11 protein-coding genes are annotated in these 16,193 nt (G+C 74.3%); 3 read left to right on the top strand and 8 right to left on the bottom strand.

The window, feature by feature from the left end:
* Positions 1-12: 12 nt before the first annotated feature.
* Positions 13-1,539, bottom strand: a complete 1,527-nt coding sequence (locus tag ACFWGN_RS13465; protein WP_377617447.1) for a helix-turn-helix domain-containing protein — start codon at positions 1,537-1,539, stop codon at positions 13-15.
* 175 nt (positions 1,540-1,714) lie between these two features.
* Here ACFWGN_RS13465 and aceA point away from each other — a divergent pair, with 175 nt between their 5' ends.
* The 3 genes from aceA to ACFWGN_RS13450 all read left to right on the top strand — a co-directional run bounded on the left by aceA (position 1,715) and on the right by ACFWGN_RS13450 (position 6,383).
* Positions 1,715-3,142 carry an isocitrate lyase gene (gene aceA, locus ACFWGN_RS13460; RefSeq protein ID WP_377617445.1) on the top strand — a complete coding sequence of 476 codons (1,428 nt, stop codon included), beginning with the start codon at positions 1,715-1,717 and terminating at the stop codon, positions 3,140-3,142.
* Between the two features lie 108 nt (positions 3,143-3,250).
* Positions 3,251-5,032, top strand: coding sequence for a malate synthase A (aceB, locus tag ACFWGN_RS13455; RefSeq protein ID WP_377617443.1), 1,782 nt, complete (start codon positions 3,251-3,253; stop codon positions 5,030-5,032).
* A 337-nt stretch (positions 5,033-5,369) separates the two neighbouring features.
* Positions 5,370-6,383 (top strand): hypothetical protein, encoded by a 1,014-nt coding sequence (locus tag ACFWGN_RS13450; protein WP_377617441.1) that lies wholly within the window; start codon positions 5,370-5,372, stop codon positions 6,381-6,383.
* A 24-nt stretch (positions 6,384-6,407) separates the two neighbouring features.
* On the opposite strand, the gene ACFWGN_RS13445 is transcribed toward ACFWGN_RS13450, so the two are convergent.
* The 7 genes from ACFWGN_RS13445 to ACFWGN_RS13415 all read right to left on the bottom strand — a co-directional run bounded on the left by ACFWGN_RS13445 (position 6,408) and on the right by ACFWGN_RS13415 (position 16,175).
* Complete coding sequence (locus ACFWGN_RS13445) at positions 6,408-8,519, bottom strand: glycerophosphoryl diester phosphodiesterase membrane domain-containing protein (RefSeq protein WP_377617439.1); 2,112 nt, start codon at positions 8,517-8,519, stop codon at positions 6,408-6,410.
* A 62-nt stretch (positions 8,520-8,581) separates the two neighbouring features.
* On the bottom strand, positions 8,582-9,439 hold the full coding sequence (locus ACFWGN_RS13440; RefSeq protein WP_377617437.1) for a DUF1353 domain-containing protein: 858 nt from the start codon (positions 9,437-9,439) through the stop codon (positions 8,582-8,584).
* Positions 9,440-9,448: 9 nt separating this feature from the next.
* A complete protein-coding gene (locus tag ACFWGN_RS13435; protein WP_377617435.1) occupies positions 9,449-10,522 on the bottom strand; it encodes a 5'-nucleotidase in 1,074 nt (357 codons plus the stop codon).
* Between the two features lie 77 nt (positions 10,523-10,599).
* The gene (locus ACFWGN_RS13430; protein ID WP_377617433.1) at positions 10,600-11,118 is read right to left on the bottom strand and encodes a hypothetical protein; all 519 of its coding nucleotides are present in this window, start codon (positions 11,116-11,118) and stop codon (positions 10,600-10,602) included.
* A gap of 97 nt (positions 11,119-11,215) precedes the next feature.
* Complete coding sequence (locus tag ACFWGN_RS13425) at positions 11,216-14,014, bottom strand: multicopper oxidase domain-containing protein (RefSeq protein ID WP_377617431.1); 2,799 nt, start codon at positions 14,012-14,014, stop codon at positions 11,216-11,218.
* A complete protein-coding gene (locus ACFWGN_RS13420) occupies positions 14,011-15,138 on the bottom strand; it encodes a hypothetical protein (protein ID WP_377617429.1) in 1,128 nt (375 codons plus the stop codon). The genes ACFWGN_RS13425 and ACFWGN_RS13420 overlap by 4 nt, the downstream gene beginning before the upstream one ends.
* A complete protein-coding gene (locus ACFWGN_RS13415) occupies positions 15,138-16,175 on the bottom strand; it encodes a helix-turn-helix transcriptional regulator (protein ID WP_377617427.1) in 1,038 nt (345 codons plus the stop codon). Before ACFWGN_RS13415 ends, ACFWGN_RS13420 begins: the two co-directional genes overlap by 1 nt.
* Positions 16,176-16,193 lie beyond the last annotated feature (18 nt).

Here is a 16,193-nt window from a genome sequence, read left to right as displayed (position 1 = left end):
TCGCCTCGCTGGCTACCGCAGCGCCGGCGCGTGCGCCTCGAGGAACCGGTAGACCTCGGTCTGGTCCACGCCCGGGAAGGCCCCCACGGGCATCGCGGCCAGCATGCTCGCGTGCGGGCGCGCGCTGGGCCACGACTGCTCGCCCCAGCGCTCGGTCAGCGCGGCGGGCGGGCGCCGGCAGCACGACTCGTCGGGGCAGCGCGAGACCGTGCGCTCGCTCGTCTCGCGCCCCCGGAACCACTTGACGTGCGCGAACGGCACGCCCACGCTCACCGAGAACTGGCCGTCGTCGGAGTCCTGGACGCGCGAGGTGCACCAGTAGGTGCCGGTCGGGGTGTCGGTGTACTGGCTGAACGGGCTCAGGCGGTCCTCGACCGCGAACACCGTGCGCGCGGTCCAGTGGCGGCACACGTACTGGCCCTCGACCGCGCCGAGGGGGTCCGCGGGGAAGCGCACGCCGTCGTTCTCGTAGGCCTTGTGGATGATCCCGGACTCGTGGATCTTCATGAAGTGCACCCCGATGCCCAGGTGCGTCGTGGCGAGGTTCGTGAACCGGTGGGCCGCGGTCTCGTAGGACACCGAGAACGCGTCGCGCAGGTCCTCGACCGAGATCTCGCGGGCGTCCTTGGCCTCCTTGAGGAGCTTGACCGCGTCCCGCTCGGGCAGCAGCAGCGCGGCCGAGAGGTAGTTGGCCTCGACGCGCTGGCGCAGGAACTCGGCGTAGTCGCGCGGTTCGTGGTGGCCCAGGACGTGCGACGCGAGCGCCTGGAGCAGGGCCGAGCGCGGGTCGCTCGACGCGCGCGTGCCCGTGCTGGGCAGGTACACGCGGTGGTGGCGCAGGTCGATGACCGAGCGGGTCGAGTGCGGCAGGTCGTGCACGTAGTGCAGCGAGAAGCCCAGGTGGGTCGCGAGGTCGGCGGCCACGCGCTGCGACATGGGTCCGCGGGCGTGCCCGACGCCGTCGAGCAGCTCGCGCGCGGTGGCCTCGAGCTCGGGGAAGTGGTTGTCCTGAGCCCGCATGGTCGCGCGGAGCTCGGTGTTCGCACGACGCGCCTCCTCGGGGGTCGCGGCCCGCTCGGTGTGCAGGCGCTCGAGCTCGCGCTGGAGGCCCACGATGGCCTCGAGCGCGTCGCTCGGGAGCGACTTGCCGACCCGCACGGCGCCCAGCCCGAGCGAGGCGAACAGCGGGCCGCGCTGCGCCCGCTCGAGCTCGATCTCGAGGGCCGCGCGGCGGGTGGGCGGCTCGGCCGAGAGCAGGTCCTCGACGCTCGCGCCGAGCGCACGGGCGATGGCCTGGAGCTGGGAGAACTTGGGCTCGCGGCGCCCGTTCTCGATCACGGACACCTGCGAGGGCGCACGCCCGATCGCGGCACCCAGGTCGTCGAGCGTCATGCCCCTCTCGGTGCGCAGGTGCCGGATGCGGCGGCCGATCGTCAGGGCGTCGGCCTCGTCCTCGACGGCCAGCGTGCCGCCGAGGGGGCCGAGGATCTCGCGGGGCGGCGCAGCGATCTTCTGCGCCGGGCCGGGGTCAGTTGCCATGACTGAGGGTGACACACGTCACTCCTTGCGCACAACAGAAGAACTCGACTTCTTCTACGAATGAAGTCCTTGTGGACCCCTTGCGCGGCGAAGGAAGGTCGTTCCACGGCTACCGCTCACCACGAGCGGACCGGAACGAGTACCACCGCACGCAATGAAGCTCTGGAGGCACCCCGTGACCACCCCGCCCATCATCAGCCGTCGCTCCGAGAACGAGTACGCCACGCCCCGCCCGGCGTCCGCGGCCTCCCGGACCGAGGCCGTCACGGCCCCCGTCGCACCCTCTGGCCACACCCCCGGGCACGCACCTTCACGCCCCGGCGACCAGCGTCAGTCCGCGGCCGACCTCGCGCTCTCCTGGTCGACCGATCCCCGCTGGGCCGACGTCCAGCGCGACTACACGGCCGAGGACGTCGTGGCCCTGCGCGGCTCGGTGCGCGAGGAGCGCACCCTGGCCCGTCGCGGTGCCGAGAAGCTGTGGGACCTCATCCACACCGAGGAGTGGGTCGCCGCGCTCGGCGCCATGACCGGCAACCAGGCCGTGCAGCAGGTGCGCGCCGGTCTCAAGGCCATCTACCTCTCGGGCTGGCAGGTCGCGGCCGACGCCAACCTGTCGGGCCAGACCTACCCCGACCAGTCGCTCTACCCCGCCAACTCGGTCCCGGCCGTCGTGCGCCGCATCAACAACGCCCTCCTGCGCGCCGACCAGATCGAGACCGCGGAGTCTCCCCTCGGGACGCCCGAGCGCGACTGGATCGCCCCCATCGTCGCCGACGCCGAGGCGGGGTTCGGCGGCCCCCTCAACGCCTACGAGCTCATGCACTCGATGATCGAGGCCGGCGCGGCGGGCGTGCACTGGGAGGACCAGCTCGCGTCCGAGAAGAAGTGCGGCCACCTGGGCGGCAAGGTCCTCGTCCCGACCTCGCAGCACATCCGCACCCTCAACGCGGCCCGCCTCGCGGCCGACGTCGCGGGCGTCCCGACCGTCATCATCGCCCGCACCGACGCCCTCGCCGCGGACCTCATCACGTCCGACGTCGACCCCCGCGACCAGGAGTTCCTCACGGGCGAGCGCACGGCCGAGGGCTTCTACCGCACGCGTCCGGGCATCGACACCGTCATCTCGCGCGGCCTGGCCTACGCCCCCTACGCCGACCTCATCTGGGTCGAGACGGGCGAGCCGGACCTCGAGCTGGCGCGCCGGTTCGCCGAGACCATCCACGCGCAGCACCCCGACAAGAAGCTCGCGTACAACTGCTCGCCGTCGTTCAACTGGAAGAAGCACCTCGACGACGCCCAGATCGCGAGCTTCCAGAAGGAGCTCGCCGCGATGGGCTACGCGTTCCAGTTCATCACCCTGGCCGGCTTCCACGCCGTGTCCCACTCCATGTTCGAGCTCGCCCGCGGGTACAACGACCGCGCGATGAGCGCCTACGTCGAGCTGCAGGAGGCCGAGTTCGCCTCCGAGGCCGACGGCTACACGGCCACCCGCCACCAGCGGGAGGTCGGCACCGGCTACTTCGACCGGGTCGCCACGGCTCTCAACCCCGACAGCGCCACCCTCGCGCTCGCCGGATCCACCGAGACCGCCCAGTTCCACTAAGCCTTGCCCGCCTCGCCGAGGTAGAGGTCTCGCGTCGAGGTAGAGGGCTCCAGCCCTCTACCTCGACCACTCCCCTCCACCTCGCGGCACAGACCATCGGAGCCCGCCATGACCAGCACCCTCACGACCCACTCCTCCGGCCCGACGACGTCACGCACCTCGTCCGACCGGCCCACCTCGGCCGGTCAGCACCCCGGCCACCACCACGGGCGCGACGACGACGCGCGGCGCGCGACGCCGTCGGGCACCCTGGACGTCACCGGACACCTGGGCTCGCGCTACCGCGAGATCCTGACCCCCGAAGCCCTCGACTTCCTCACCGCGCTGCACGACCGCTTCCTGGCCGCCCGTCACGGGCTGCTCATGGACCGCCAGCAGCGCCGCCAGGACGTCGCCGACGGGATCGACCCCGACTTCCGCGCCGCGACCCGGCCCGTCCGCGACGACCCGTCGTGGCGCGTCGCCGGCTCGCACGGCGCCCCCGGCCTCGAGGACCGCCGCGTCGAGATCACCGGCCCGACCGACCCCAAGATGGCGATCAACGCCCTCAACTCGAGCGCCAAGGTGTGGCTCGCCGACCAGGAGGACGCGTCCTCGCCCACGTGGCGCAACGTCATCGAGGGCCAGCTCGCGCTGCACGACGCGATCCGCGGCACGCTCGCGTTCACGTCCCCTGAGGGCAAGCAGTACGCGCTGCGCTCGACCGAGCTGACCGACCTGCCGACCATCGTGTTCCGGCCCCGCGGCTGGCACCTGATCGAGAAGCACCTGCGCTACGTCGACCGCGCGGGCGTGGCGGTCTCGGCCTCGGCGTCGCTCGTGGACTTCGGGCTGTACTTCTTCCACAACGCGCGCGAGCTCGTCGAGCGCGGCCGCGGACCGTACTTCTACCTGCCCAAGCTCGAGGGCTACCGCGAGGCACGCGTCTGGAACGACGTGTTCGTGTTCGCGCAGGAGTACCTGGGGATCGAGCAGGGCACGATCCGCGCGACCGTGCTCGTCGAGACCCTGCCCGCCGCGTTCGAGATGGAGGAGATCCTCCACGAGCTGCGCGACCACTGCGCAGGGCTCAACGCGGGCCGCTGGGACTACCTGTTCTCGGTCATCAAGTCGTTCCGCACGCGCGGCGACCAGTACGTCCTGCCCGACCGCTCGCAGGTGCCCATGACCGCCCCGTTCATGCGGGCCTACACCGAGCTCCTCGTCGCGACGTGCCACAAGCGCGGGGCGCACGCGATCGGCGGCATGAGCGCGTTCATCCCCGACCGCCGCCGACTCGACGTGACCGAGAAGGCGTTCGAGCAGGTCGGCGCCGACAAGCGGCGTGAGGCCGGCGACGGGTTCGACGGCACCTGGGTCGCGCACCCCGACCTCATCCCCGCGGCGCGGGCCGAGTTCGACGCCGTGCTGGGCGACCGGCCGAACCAGGTCTCGCGCCTGCGCGACGACGTGAGCGTGGGGCAGCACGAGCTGCTCGACATCGGGTCGGTGCGCCGTGCGGGCGCCACGGTCACCGCAGCCGGCCTGCGGTCCAACGTCTCGGTGGGCGTGCGGTACATCGAGTCCTGGCTGCGCGGCGTGGGCGCCGCGGCGATCGACCACCTCATGGAGGACGCCGCGACGGCCGAGATCTCCCGCTCGCAGGTCTGGCAGTGGATCGCGTCCGGGACCCGCACCGAGAACGGGGTGCCCATCACCCGGGCCCGCGTCGAGGCGCTGCTCGCCGAGGTCGTCGACGACCTGCCCCGCGGGGAGGGCGACCGGGTCGACGAGGCCGCGCACGTGTTCCGCGCCGTCGCGCTCGCCGAGGACTTCCCGACGTTCCTGACCATCGGGGCATACTCGCAGTTCCTGGTCGGGTCGGACGTGGACGGGCCGCGCGAGGGCTGACCACCTGAGCGGGGACCGGCGCTCGGGGGTGCCGGTGCCGGTTCCGGTGCTGGTGCTGGTGCCGAGAACGAGGTTGTGGTCGTTATCGAGGGGATAGCGACCACAACCTCGTTCTCGTGTGCACGGAACCCCGTGCTCGGCCGCGGCAGCAGCGGCCGCAGCGCATGGCCCGGTCCGACCCGACCCGACCCGTTCCGGCCCGGTCCGACGCCCTGGCCTGCACGGATACCCCTGGCGCGCAGCCGCTCCCAGGTGGGATGATCCGGGCGCGCGGCGCGCGAGCTGCCGAGCGACACCCTTCCCGGACCAGCCGGTCCCGTCGCACCGTGGAGCACCCGTGAGTGATCTGTTCGCCCCGCCCTCGTCACCGACCCCCGGGTCGCCGCCGGGCATGCCCGTCGGCGCAGTGCCACCGGCACCGCACGAGCCGCTCCCGCCGCCGCAGGTGCCGGCCCCCGCCCCGGGCACCGGCACCGGCACCGGTCCTGACACCGGCCCGCAGAGCAGCACCGCCCAGCCTCCGGCGAACATCCTGCCCATCACGCCGGGCGTCACCCCCGGCATCCCTCCGGTCGGCAGAATCCCCCACCCCGGTCAGGTATCGCCACCCCCCGCCGCACCGGGCACACCCAACCCGTACGGTCCCCCGCGCCCCCACGCCCTGGGTCAGGGCTCGGCGGCGGGTGCTCCAGCGCCCGGAGCCAGGCCGCGCGGCCCCTCGCGCGTCCTGGTCGGGGTCCTCGCGGGCGTCGCGGGCCTGGTCATCGGTGGTGTCGGCGCGACCGCGGCGACCCTGGCAGTGGTCGCAGGCAACGAGCTCTTCGCCGACGCCGCGGCCGAGCCGTGGTCCGCGGGGCCCGCTCCTGACGAGGAGTCGTGGGACGAGTACCACGAGGAGGACCCGCTCGCGGGCGAGGACGGCGGGACCTTCGACGACCCGTGGGCGCTCGAGGGCGAGGTGTACACCGACGAGTGGTCGGTCCTGCTCGAGATCCCGCACGAGGCGACCGCCGAGATCCTCGCGCACAACGACGTCAACGTGGCACCGGCCGAGGGCATGGAGTACTGGATCGTCCCGGTCGACGCGATGTACGTCGGGCCGTCGAGCACCGTGACCGCCCACGGGTCGATCGACCTCTGGTTCGTGGACCGGGACGGCACCGAGTACGAGGAGGGCTGCGGCGACGTCCCCGACTCCCTCGTCGGCACGGGCCTGATCGGCACGGACGACTCGGCCCGGGGCAACGTCTGCCTCGAGGTCCCTGCGGGGGCGGACGGCCTGTGGGTCCTCGCGGTCGACGACTACATGCCGGTCCACCTGTCCACCGACGTGGCGATCACCGAGTCCTGAGGCAGCACGCTCCTCGACGACGCCTCACCACGCGAGCGCGTCGCGCAGCTTGTCCTCGAGCCGTGCCGACAACGCCAGGTCGTCGCGCACCGCGGTGCGCTCGGCGACGGCACGGCGGGGGCTGCTCGTGATGATGCCGTCGACGCCGCCGCGGAGCTGGGACCGCATCGCGGCCGGGTCGTTGACGGTCCACACGTAGACGTCGATCCCGGCCGCGCGCGCCTCGGCCCGCACGCGCGAGGAGTCGGACGACTGCTCGATCGCGACGAAGTCGACGGGCAGGACCCCGAGCTGCCCGCGCAGGAACGGGACGACGTAGCCGACCGCGATCTCCGGGCCGAGCGCGTGCACCTCGTCGGCCTGCTCCGGGTAGATCGACTGGACCAGGTACTGGTCCGCGACGCCGTGCGCCCGCAGGAGCGCGACGACGTCCGCGACGAACGTCGGCGTCTCGTGGCCGTGCGCCTTGAGCTCGACCAGGAGCGGCACGTCGAGCTCCTGGGCGCGCTCGACGAACTCCTCGAGCGACGGGATGGTCGCCTCGAACCCGCCCTGGCGGATGGTGGTCGAGGTGAGCTCGTCGAGCGTCATGGTGTGCACGGCCCGGTCGGATCCCGCGAGGCGTCGCAGGGTCAGGTCGTGGAAGACGACGAGCCCGCCGTCCGCGGCCTGGAGCACGTCGAGCTCGACGTAGTCCGCACCGAGCGCCGCGGCGGACTCGAGCGACGCGATCGAGTTCTCGACCCCCCCGCCCGGGTCGCCGCGGTGTGCGATCACCGCACCGGGCTCCTCACGCGCGAGGGTCGTCATGGCGTGCGTGTTGGCCGCGGTGACTGCGACGAGCACCAGCACGGCAGCCAGCCCGACGGCGGCACGCACGCCGCGCGGTCGGCTCGCCCAGCCGCTGCCGAGGACGGGCGGCACGCGACCCGACGAGCCCGACGAGCCCGCCGTGCGCGACGAGCCCACCGCCGCAGTCACGACCCCGATCGCCGGACCGACCGCGGCCTCCTCGATCGGGCCTTCCTCGCCGTCCCGCAGATCCGCGTCCCCGGACACCGGCAGTTCCGCGGAGCCTGCCACCTGCCCGGGCGACGAGGCGCTCCCGTCGGGAGCCGCGCCGTCGGGCAGCAACTCCCGCCGCTCCCCCGCGACCGCGACCACGACCTGCGCGAGCAACGCCGCGACGAAGCCCACGAGCACGAACCCGACCACCTGCACGAGCGTGAGCGTCACACCCGCGACGACCGGCGCGGCGCCCGGCGCCGCCAGGTCGGCGACGCGCGTCGGGACCAGCGCGAGCGTCACGATGCCCGCCGCGACCACGACCACACCGAGCGCGACCACCGCGAACGTGCCCAGGAGACGCGGCCAGAGCCTGCGCGTCGCACGCCAGCTCGCGGCCATCGAGCCCGACACCGAGGCGTCGGACGTCAGCAGGAACGCGAGCGTCAGGACCAGCCGCAGGTTGAGGTAGAGGACCCCCGCGAGGAACGCGACGTAGACGTAGACGCCGCCGTCGAACTTCAGGAGCTCCCCGACGACGAACTCCGGGATCGCGATGCCGCGCACCAGGAACGCCGCGGTGCCGAAGTTGCCCACGGGCACGAGCACGAAGAAGTACCCCACGAACAGCAGGAGCTGCGGGCCGAGGAGCTTGCGGCTCGTGCGTGCGAGGTCCGCGCCGACGGCCCGCACCGAGACCGGCTCCCCCGCGCGCAGCCGCGCGCCGATCGCGAGGAACGCGCCCTGCTGGAACAGGACCACGACCGACGCGACGAGCGCCACGACCAGCAGGAGGATCACCGCGACCGGGCTCGACAGGACGCGCAGCACGTTGAGGTGCGTGAGAGCGCCGGCGCCCGCAGCCGCGAGCGCCAGGTCGAACAGCCACACCATGAGCGGGACCGCGACGAGCACCGCGGTGCCCTGCAGGAGCAGCACCGCCCGCAGGTAGGTCGGCAGGTGCGCGCGGACCGTGCGGGCGGCGGGACCGAGCAGCGCGGGGCGCTGCGGTCGGTCGCGGGGTGGGCGCCGCGTTCCGTCGGCGTCGGGCCGGTCGTCGGCGCCCGGGCGCGGCGCGCCGGCGCGGGCCGGGGTGGGACGGGTGGCAGTCGGGCGGGCAGCTGGTGGCACGAGCGAAGCCTACGGTCGCGCGGGTGAGCCGTTCGTACCGCGGTCGGCCCCCGCGGGCGACTTCACCCGGGTGACGCGTACGTGATGCGCGTGGCCGGGGGCCCGTCGCCCGAGGCGCCCTGCGCCCGGACGCCGCTGCCCTCCTCGCCCGCGCCCACGACGAGCTCGGCGACGGTCGTGAGCACGATCAGCGGGAGCAGCAGCGGCAGCGCGACGACCCCGGTCCCGGCCGCGCCGAGCAGGCTCCCGACGGCGGTGGGCACCCACCGTGGACGGCTCCCGCCCGCGGCGGGGCGGCTCTCGACCCCGAGCAGGACGGCCAGGACGAGCAGCGCGGCGGCGGCGCCTCCTGCGACGATCCAGGCGCCGGTGACCCATGGCGTCCCGGCCCCTGCGGCTCCCAGGCAGAGCGCGGCGATCCCCGCGACGACGGCCAGCAGGAACACGACCGCGAGCGGGACGTGACCGAAGAGCCGGACCGCGGCCCACATGAGCAGCCGACGGACGGGTCCCGTCCCCGACTGGCGCAGCGTCTCGCGGAAGAGGTGGTCGGCGTCGCGGCGCGCGGCCCGCCGCGCGCTCGCGGGGGTGGCGGACGCGGCGAGCTCCCGCGAGGCCGCGTCGTGCAGGATCGCCGGGAGCGTCTGGCGGCCGTAGCTCGCGATCACTCCCCACAGCGGCACGGGCACCGACGCGAGGTCGGTCACGAGTCCCTGCGGCACGGTCTGCTCGACGCTCGCGCGACGCCAGACCGGCCCGTCCGCCGTCTGCTCGTCGGCGGGCCGTGAGCTGTGGCCGAACTCGGTCAGGACCTCGAACCACACCTTCCAGCGGCCCGTCACGGGAAGCTGGCGCAGGTCGACCGTCGTGGCCGTCGTCCATCGGTCGGGGTCGCCCGCGAGCGGGGCGAGGAAGGGCACGGTGCTCCCTCAGCCGGCGGGGACGAGCGCCGGGGCGTCGGGCGCGGGTGGCGCCACCTCGTTCGTCACGCCGTACGGCACCAGGACGCTCGCGACCTCGCGCGCCACGGGGTCGAGGTGCCCGCGCTGGTCGTCGAAGAAGATGTGCGGGCGCAGGACGCGCAGCACGCGCCCCTTGTCCGCTCCCCCCAGGAAGAACGCGTCGTTGACCGTGACGCCCCACGAGCGCAGGGTGTTGACGGCCCGCTCGTGCGAGGGCGCGCTGCGGGCCGTGACGATCGAGACGCGCACGCGGGGCCGGTAGTCCGGGTCCTCGGCGACCCGCTCCTCCTCGCGCCGCTGGATGGTGCTCAGCGCGCGCAGGAACGGGAGGATCGGTCCGGCGTGGTGCTCGGTGATCTTGCGCGCGCTCTCGTACTGGTGGAACTGCTCGAGCCCGCCCGACTGGAAGATGCGCTCGGCGCTGTCGTCGGCGAGCACGCCGTCGAAGTCGAACGCCACGCGCAGCTCCCCGGCCTCAGCGGCGGCCTCGACCGCCGTCTCCACCGCGACCGGAGCGTCTCCCGGGGCGACGCGAGCGCCGGACGTGCGCGTCGCCGTCGGGCCGGGCGGGGCGACGTGCCCGACGGCGGCGCTCCCCAGGACCTGCCCCGCCGGGTGTCCCAGCGTGGTCGCCGCGCGCACGTCGCCCGCGTCGCCCGAGAGGAACAGCGAGATGTTGAGCGCCGGGATGTACGCGTAGGGCGCGACGCCCTGCGTGAAGATCGCCCGGCTGATGGGCAGCCCGTAGGCCGCGACCGAGCTCATGACGCGCAGGCCCGTCGAGGGGTCGTTCTTGGACAGGATGAAGACCTCGACCAACGGGTCTCCCGCCGCGGGCGACAGGTCGTTGAGGCTCAGGAGCCGCTGGACGAACTCGAACGCGACACCGGGCCGGAGCATGCGGTCCCGGTACTTGTCCTGGTAGGCGCGGTAGGCGTCGATCCCCTGCTCGTCGAAGACCCGTTGGGACGTCGAGAGGTCGAACAACGCGCTCGAGGAGACACCGACGACGAGCCGGTGGTCGAGGTCGTAGGGCGGCACGGGGACTCCTTCAGGACGGGGGGGCCGGCAGCGCAGGTGCGGTCGCCGGCTCGGTGACGACGGTCGGGACGGCGGTCTCAGGAGGGCTCGGGCGGGCGGCGCACCTGGTCGTGCGGGTGGCGGCGCGAGTACCGCTTCACGCACTCCTTGCACATCGGCATGGTCGGGAGGCGCTCGGCCTCGCGCGGGGTCATCTCGCCGATGACCTTGGCCCCGCACAGCCCCCGGTCGGGGTGCACGACGTGCCCCCACTCGGACTCCCAGCGGTAGCCGAACCGGTAGGGCGGGCGCACCTGGAACTCGCGCACCTGCGGGGCCGAGCGCAGGACCGCGGCCTTGTCGAGCGTCTCCTCGCCGTATCCCTGCGGCTGGCGCTGGCACACGTGCCGCACCCGGAACGGCATGGTCGGCGAGTACGCGAGCTGCGTCCCGGGCACGGCCCCCCGGTTCGACGTCAGGAACCAGCGCACCTCGTCGCCCGCGTGCACGCTGCGGACCTCGTCGAGCGCGAAGGCCCGACGACGACCGTCGTAGCACGGCAGCCACTGGACGTCGGCTCCGCACTGCTCGCAGCGCCCGACCCGCACGCCGCTCATGCGAGCAGGCTCGGGGTGTCGACGTGCATGCTGCCTCCGGCGGACGATCGGGTACGGACCGATGACACCCTACGTCCCGACCGCCCACCCGGACCGACTACCCCGTGACCGAGAAGAACCCGTGCGCGCCGCGCTCGGCGTCGATCATGGCGTGGCTCACGAACGGGTACCGGCCCGCCTCGGGGAACGCGAGCTCGACGAAGCCGCCCTGGGCGACCGCGAGCCCCAGCACCTGTGACCCGCCCGCCTCGGCGTTGCCGGGACGCAGCCGGTAGGCGCCCTCGCTGAAGACGGTGTCGAACTGGCCGCCCACGACGTGGAAGGCCGTCCCCCGGTTGGGCCCCGCCGCGAGGACCCACACGCGCACGCGCTCGCCCACGCGCGCCGGGAGGGGCTCCGCGTCGTACTGGTTGGCGTAGCCGTTGAAGGCCACGACGTCGGGGTCACCCGTCGCGAGCCGGTCCATGTCGACCTCGCCGCCCTGCGGCCCGAGGTAGTACTCGGACTGGACGAGCAGGTACTCCCGGTCGACCGCGGGCAGGTCCGGCGGGTCGATCACGACCGCGCCGAACATGCCGTTCGCGATGTGCGCGGACATGGGCATGGTCGAGCAGTGGTACATCCACACCCCGGACATCGTCGCCGTGAACGTGTAGGTCAGCTCCTCGCCCGGGGCGATCGTCCGCATGGGACCGTCGGGGGCGAGCGCCCCGGCGTGGAAGTCGATCGAGTGCCCGATCGTGCCGTCGTTGACCAGCGTGATCTCGAAACGGTCCCCGACCTTGCCGCGCAGCGTCGGCCCCGGCGCGATGCCGCCGAACGTCCAGAGCTTCTGCGTCACCCCGGGCGCGACCTCGGTCACGAGCTCGGAGACGGGCAGCCGCACGCGGTGCACGGTCTCGGCGCTCGCGGGCGCGAGCTCGGCCGGGTGCGCCGTGAAGTCGTCGCCCGGCGTCGCCATGAAGTCCAGGTCGGTCGCGGCGCTCGCGGCGCCGGACCCGTCGTCCGAGTCGCTCGCACCGTGGTCCATGCCCGCCATCCCGTCGTGCCCGGCCGAGCCGGAGTCCGCGCCGCTCCCGGCGTCGCCGCCAGCCAGGCTCGTCCCGTCAGCCGCGCCGCCCGTCGGCTCGATCGAGAGCACCATGCCCATCTGCCGGTGACCGACGATGCTGCACCACCCGTCGACCGCGCGCCCCACGACCCCGACCTCGAACGTCTCGGTCGCCCCGGGGGCGAGCCGCCCGCTCGTCGCGCCCGTGTCGAGCACGAGGTCGTGGACCGTGGTGTCGGTGTTGGTCACCACGAGCACCAGGGTGTCCCCGGCGGGCACCTCGATCGTGGCGGGGAAGAACCGCATGTCGCGGGCCTCGACCTCGACGGTCGTCGTGCGCCCCGTGGGCACGACGGTTCCCGACGCCCCGGCCTCGACGGGTGCGGCGCCCGTCCCCGTCCCGAGCGCGGCCGGGTCCAGAGCCACGCCGCCCGCCGCGACGAGGAGCAGGACGCTCAGGGCAGCCACTGCCAGGCCCTTGCGCCGCGGTCCGGTCACGGCCTCCACGGGCGGCCCCTGGCGGGCTCCGGTCCGCGCGCGCAGGTCCTGCCCCAGCGCGTGGGCCGCCGCGACGTCGTCGGCGGTCGGCGCCACGAACGGCGTGCGCCGGGCCCGGCGGTGGGCGCGCAGGGCCCCGACGAGCAGCGGGAGGAAGGCCACGAGGGCGCCCAGCGCGACGAGCGACGCGAGCACGTGCACCAGGCTCGGCGCGGGCAGGACGAAGAGCACGAGCGCGCCGTCGAACAGCACGACCCGCAGCACAGCCCCGCGCTCGAGAGCCGCCGTGGTCGAGCGCACGGCCGCGGGGCCGCCGCCCAGCACCACGGGCACCAGGTAGGTCAGCGCGCCCAGCAGGATCTGGGCCGCGAAGCCCGCGGCGAGCGGCACGGTCACGATCCCGACGCGCGCGGCGGCCGTCTCCCACGTCGCGCTCAGTGCCAAGACGCCGACCAGGGTCGCGAGCGACACCAGGAGCCAGGCCAGCGCGCACGCCGCGGACCAGGTCGCGAAGGTCGCGGGCGGACGCCGTCGGGCCGCGGTGACCATGGGCCGCACCGACACCAGGACGCCCGCGAGGTACGTCGCCAACCCCACGGCCGCGACGGGCGGCGAGGCCGCCAGGACCGCGACGACCCCGCCGGCGAGGCCGACCAGCATGAGTGCGAGAGTCGTGCGCGCGGCACGAGGCGCGTCGTCGGCCATCTTCGTCCGCAGCATGGTCGGCCACAGCGTCACGAGCGTGCCCATGACCGTGAGGCCCACGAAGCCCAGCAGGTTGAAGCCCGCGTGCGCGAGCACGACGCGCGTGTGCCAGCCCTCGTCGAGGCCGCGCGCTAGGGTCGCACCGAGCCCCGCGCCGAACGGCAGGAGCCAGGCCGCCGCGACGTAGAACCCGACGCAGATCGCGAAGCGGGCCGTGAGCGCACGGCGCGACTGGAGCCACAGGGCGGTGCCGTGGGCCGCGACCGCGACACCCACCCCCACAGCCCCGACGAGCGTCACGACCCACGTCGCGGTGACCATGCCCGCGACCGTCGCGGCGACCGCGACGTTGAGCAGCACCAGGCGCGCGACCTGCCAGCGCCGCGAGGCGGGCGTGACCCGCCGGCTGAGCAGCGCGTCGGTGAAGTGCTGGCTCCACACGCAGATCGCGTTGGTCACCGCGCCGAGCAGCAACAGGTGCACGAGCAGCCAGGGCGACGCGGGGATCCACCGGTGGCCCACCGCGACGACCACGGTCGCCACGAGCCAGCCGACCACGGGGGCGTTGGCGCGCAGGTGCCAGGCGGAGCGGTCGGTCAGTGGCTTGAGCGGAGCGGGCTGGGCGGACAGGTCGAGCTTCACGGAGCGGTCTCCTCGAGCAGGGAAGGCACGGGCCCGACGGCGTCACGCGGCTGCGTCCCGGGCGCCGGCGCGAGGCGCGCGCGGATCCCGACCCCGAGCATGAGCACCATGAACGCGAGCAGCGCGGCCACGTTGAGCACTCCCCCGACCTGGTGGGCCACGGGCAGGTCCCGGGCGTCGCCCAGGCCCAGGCGGACCAGCAGCCCCAGGTGCAGGAGGACCGCCGGGCCGTACATCAGGGGCGTGTACGGCAGCCGCACGCGCAGCACCGCGGGCAGGATCACGGGCGCGTGGGCCATGATCATCGAGATCGTGAAGCCCAGGAAGACCGCGTGGATCACGGCGTCGTACCCGGGCCCCGCGGCCTGGCGCCCGGTGAGCAGCCAGATCGTCCCCGCGACCGCGAGCCAGACGTACGCCGCGAGCAGGCACGCCGCCATGTACCGCGCCAGGCCGGTCGACCGGATGGTGCGCCGGGCGACGTCGTGCACCGCGAGCCAGCCGCACAGCACCAGGACGGCCGCGCCCAGCAGGACGTAGCCGACCGCGGGCCACAGCAGGGTCGCCACGCACCCGACCGCGAGCGCCCAGCAGACCCACAGGATCAGGCCCGCGCCGCGACCGAGGAACGCGATCCGGGCCAGCTCGAGCCGCTCGCCCGCGATCGTGGCCACGACGAAGCACGCGAGCCACGGCAGCACGTCCGCGACGCCCACGCCGCCGAGCCACAGGAGCGCGCCACCCGTCGCGAGCAGGGCGCCGATGAGCTGGACCAGGACCGCGTCGTCGCGCTGGCGCCGCCACAGCGGGACGTAGACCAGGCACAGCGCGCCGCAGCCCGCGACGAGGAGCACCTGGCCCACCACGAGCGGGGCCGGGCTGAGCAGGGCCAGCGCGCCCGCGCCCAGCAGCGCCGGGGCGGCGAAGCCCCACCGGGTGCGCAGCGCGACGGCACGTTCGAGCGCGATCACGGTGCCGACGAATCCCAGGACGAGCAGCACGCCGTGGATCTGGGGCAGGCGCTCTGTCGTGAGCGGGGCCGGCAGGCCGAGCAGCAGGAGCGCCGCGTCGAGCCCGGCGAGGAGCGCGAGGCCCGCGGGCAGCACGAAGATGACGCGTCGCATCAGCGGTTGCCGTCGGACGTGTCGGTCACCGGCGAGGTACCGAGCGGGCTGGCGGACGAAGTGGTGACGCGCCGGGCTGTGGGGCGGCCGGCAGTGGCGGCGCGGTCCGTGGGCCGGCCGGCGGTGACAGCGCGGTCCGTGGCCCGCAGGTGCAGGCGGCACGCGCCCGGCTCGGCGAAGGGCAGCAGGGACGTCCCCTCGCGAGGGGCCCCCAGCCGCTCGAGCGCTCCCTGCGCCAGGCCGAGGTGCACCGCGCACACGACCTCGGGGTTGCGGTACGCGGCCTCGAGCAAGGGACAGCGGGTCAGCGCGACCGAGGCCGCGTCGTCGTCGGGCCGAGGGGCGAACCCCAGGCGATCCAGCAGGTCGACGACCTCGTGGCGTGCGGCGCTCGCGGCGTCATCAGCACCTCGGCCGGGTCTCCCGTTCTCGGGGGCCCCTGGACCGTCGCCCGCGCTGCCCGGGTGCCCGACGTCGTCGGGTCCCCCGCTGGACTCACTGCGCGCGTCCGGCGCGCTCTTCCCGCGCCCTGTGCCACCCACGCTCGCAGGGTGCGAGGCGCCGTCGGGAACCGTGCCCGGACCTGAGACGTCTCCGACGAGCTCCGCGCCCCAGGCGCGACCCGCGGCGAGCGCGTCGCCCACCGGGTCGGCGCTCGACCGGGCGATCTGAGCCGCGAGCGCCGAGGCCAGGCCCGCGTACTCGGCGGCTCCTGCGGTCGTCGGCGACTCGGTGACCGCGGCGTAGAGCCGGGCCGGGCGTCCGCGGCCGTGCGCCGGGGCGCTCTCGCTCGTCGCGAGCCCCGCCTCGACGAGGCCCTCGAGGTGCTCGCGCACGGTGTTGGTGTGCTGGTCGAGCGCGGTCGCGACCGAGCTGACCGAGCAGGGCTCGGGCTGGGACGCGAGGACGTCCAGGACGGCGAGCCGGGCCTTCGAGAGCCGGGCCGGGCGGACCGCGCGCCGCACGAGCGGCGGGCCGAACCCGGGGCGCGGGGGCGCTGCGCGCTCTGCCCGTCCGACAGCCTGCGTATTTTCCACGGAATAAAGTGTACTAAT

Origin of the sequence: Oerskovia sp. NPDC060338 (assembly GCF_042726295.1) — a bacterium.
In the GTDB taxonomy this organism is placed as follows: domain Bacteria; phylum Actinomycetota; class Actinomycetes; order Actinomycetales; family Cellulomonadaceae; genus Oerskovia; species Oerskovia merdavium.
This window is presented reverse-complemented; position numbering and strand designations above follow the sequence as displayed.